Origin of the sequence: Streptomyces sp. NPDC006265, from assembly GCF_040613555.1 — a bacterium.
Lineage (GTDB): Bacteria > Actinomycetota > Actinomycetes > Streptomycetales > Streptomycetaceae > Streptomyces.
Genome location: NZ_JBEXSH010000968.1, coordinates 1 through 3213 on the forward strand (window position 1 = coordinate 1; position 3213 = coordinate 3213).

The 3213-nt window shown below is 69.6% G+C and carries 2 protein-coding genes; both read left to right on the forward strand.

Going from position 1 to position 3213, the window contains the following annotated elements:
- The coding region (locus ABZ281_RS43600) for an AAA family ATPase (RefSeq protein WP_356663725.1) at nucleotides 1-1454 on the forward strand (1454 nt) is incomplete at its 5' end.
- A gap of 220 nt (nucleotides 1455-1674) precedes the next feature.
- Nucleotides 1675-3093, forward strand: a complete 1419-nt coding sequence (locus ABZ281_RS43605) for a sugar porter family MFS transporter (RefSeq protein WP_356663727.1) — start codon at nucleotides 1675-1677, stop codon at nucleotides 3091-3093.
- Nucleotides 3094-3213 lie beyond the last annotated feature (120 nt).

The following is a 3213-nucleotide window of genomic DNA, read 5'->3' on the forward strand; positions in this document are numbered from 1 at the left end:
AGCGGCGCCGGGCCGCCGACCGGGAGAAGTCGGCCGTCGCCCAGCAGCTCGGCCGCCTCGCCGGACAGGCGCGGGGCGCGGCGGGGGAGGCCGAGCGGTCCACCGCCGCCGCGGCCCGGGCGCAGGAAGCCCTCGACAGGGCAATCGAAGAGGTCGAGGAGCTCGCCGAGCGGCTCGCCGTCGCCGAGGAGATGCCGATCGAGGAGGAGCCCGACACCTCCGCCCGCGACCGGCTCGCCGCCGACGGCGCCAACGCCCGCCAGACCGAGATGGAGGCCCGCCTCCAGGTTCGTACGCACGAGGAACGGGTCAAGGGGCTGGCCGGACGGGCCGACTCCCTGGACCGGGCGGCCCGCGCCGAACGCGAGGCACGCGCGCGTGCCGAACAGCGGCGGGCCCGGCTGCGGCACGAGGCGGCCGTCGCCGAGGCCGTCGGCTCGGGTGCGCGGCAGCTGCTCGCGCATGTCGAGGTCTCCCTGGCCCGTGCCGACGAGGAGCGCACCGCCGCCGAGGCCGCGAAGGCCCGCCGGGAGCAGGAACTCGCCCGCGCCCGCACCGAGGGGCGCGATCTCAAGGCCGAACTCGACAAGTTGACGGATTCGGTCCACCGTGGCGAGGTACTCGGCGCCGAGAAGCGGCTGCGCATCGAGCAGCTGGAGACCAAGGCGCTGGAGGAGCTGGGTGTCGAACCGGCCGGACTGGTGGCGGAGTACGGACCGCACCAGCTCGTGCCGCCCTCGCCCCCCGCCGAGGGCGAGGAGCTGCCGGAGGACCCGGAGCACCCGCGCAACCGGCCCCGGCCGTTCGTTCGGGCCGAGCAGGAGAAGCGCCTCAAGGCCGCCGAACGGGCCTACCAGCAGCTCGGCAAGGTGAACCCGCTCGCGCTGGAGGAGTTCGCGGCGCTGGAGGAGCGCCACCAGTTCCTCAGCGAGCAGCTCGAAGACCTGAAGAAGACGCGGGCGGACCTCCTGCAGGTGGTGAAGGAGGTCGACGAGCGCGTCGAGCAGGTCTTCACCGAGGCCTACCGCGACACGGCCCGGGAGTTCGAGGGCGTCTTCAGCCGGCTGTTCCCCGGCGGCGAGGGGCGGCTGGTGCTGACCGACCCCGACAACATGCTCACCACTGGCGTGGACGTCGAGGCGCGTCCGCCGGGCAAGAAGGTCAAGCGACTGTCGCTGCTCTCGGGCGGGGAGCGGTCGCTGACCGCCGTGGCGATGCTCGTGTCGATCTTCAAGGCGCGGCCCAGCCCGTTCTACGTCATGGACGAGGTCGAGGCCGCCCTCGACGACACCAACCTCCAGCGGCTGATCCGGATCATGCAGGAGCTCCAGGAGGCCTCCCAGCTGATCGTGATCACCCACCAGAAGCGCACGATGGAGGTCGCCGACGCGCTCTACGGCGTCTCCATGCAGGGCGACGGTGTGTCGAAGGTCATCAGCCAGCGCCTCCGCTAGATAGGTGTGTTCTACACCGGTCTCACCTGCGCCTTCACGACTTCAACACTTGAACACACTTCCCCTTCATTCCTGCCTCAGAGCGATAGCTATTGCCCTATTGACTTCGAAACTTGAAGGCATAGTCTCGGCAACGTTCCTTTTACCTTCAGGTACCTTCAGGTGGACCTCGAAGGGCTGATTCCCTCCGGCAGCGTTGCCGGTGGCCCGAGGAGTACACGTGACCAGCACAGCGCAGGCATCCAAGTCAGGAGTCAGGACGGCTCACCCCGATCATCTCGGGCACGTCATCTTCATCGCGGCGGCGGCCGCGATGGGCGGTTTCCTCTTCGGCTACGACAGCTCCGTGATCAACGGTGCCGTCGAAGCCATCCGCGGCCGCTACGACGTCGGCTCCGCAGCCCTGGCCCAGGTCATCGCCATCGCCCTCATCGGCTGCGCCGTCGGCGCGGCCACCGCCGGCCGCATAGCCGACCGCATCGGCCGTATCCGGTGCATGCAGATCGCCGCGGTCCTCTTCACGGTCAGCGCCGTCGGCTCGGCGCTGCCCTTCGCCCTGTGGGACCTCGCCTTCTGGCGCGTCGTCGGCGGCTTCGCCATCGGCATGGCCTCCGTGATCGGTCCGGCCTACATCGCCGAGGTCGCCCCGCCCGCCTACCGCGGCCGGCTCGGCTCCTTCCAGCAGGCCGCGATCGTCATCGGCATCGCCGTGTCGCAGCTGGTCAACTGGGGCCTGCTGAACGCCGCCGACGGTGACCAGCGCGGGAAGCTGATGGGCCTGGAGGCCTGGCAGGTCATGCTCGGCGTCATGGTCGTCCCGGCCGTCCTCTACGGGCTGCTCTCCTTCGCCATCCCCGAGTCCCCGCGCTTCCTCATCTCCGTCGGCAAGCACGAGCGCGCCCGGGAGATCCTCGCCGAGGTCGAGGGCAAGGACGTCGACCTGGACGCCCGTGTCGCCGAGATCGAGGGCGCCATGAAGAGCGAGCACAAGTCGAGCTTCAAGGACCTGCTCGGCGGCAGCTTCTTCTTCAAGCCGATCGTCTGGGTCGGCATCGGCCTGTCGGTCTTCCAGCAGTTCGTCGGCATCAACGTCGCGTTCTACTACTCCTCGACGCTGTGGCAGTCGGTCGGTGTCGACCCCGCGGACTCGTTCTTCTACTCCTTCACCACGTCGATCATCAACATCGTCGGCACCGTCATCGCGATGATCTTCGTCGACCGCATCGGCCGCAGGCCGCTCGCGATCATCGGCTCGGTCGGCATGGTCGTCGGCCTGGCACTGGAGGCCTGGGCGTTCTCGTACCACCTCGTCGACGGCAAGCTGCCGGCCGCGCAGGGCTGGATCGCCCTGATCGCCGCGCACGTCTTCGTCCTCTTCTTCGCCCTGTCCTGGGGTGTGGTCGTCTGGGTCATGCTCGGCGAGATGTTCCCGAACCGGATCCGGGCCGCCGCGCTGGGCGTGGCCGCCGCCGCGCAGTGGATCGCCAACTGGGCCATCACCGCGAGCTTCCCCTCGCTGGCCGACTGGAACCTCTCCGTGACGTACGTGATCTACACCGCGTTCGCCGCGCTCTCGATCCCGTTCGTCCTGAAGTTCGTCAAGGAGACGAAGGGCAAGGCCCTGGAGGAGATGGGCTAGGCCGGTCCCGAGACTCGGGGGGAGGGGCCAAAGTCCCCGCTGCCCCTCTCCCCGTAACCCGCCGCCGCCCCGGTTCGGCCACTGCCGAGCCGGGGCGGCGGTCTGTCGTCTCACCGGGTC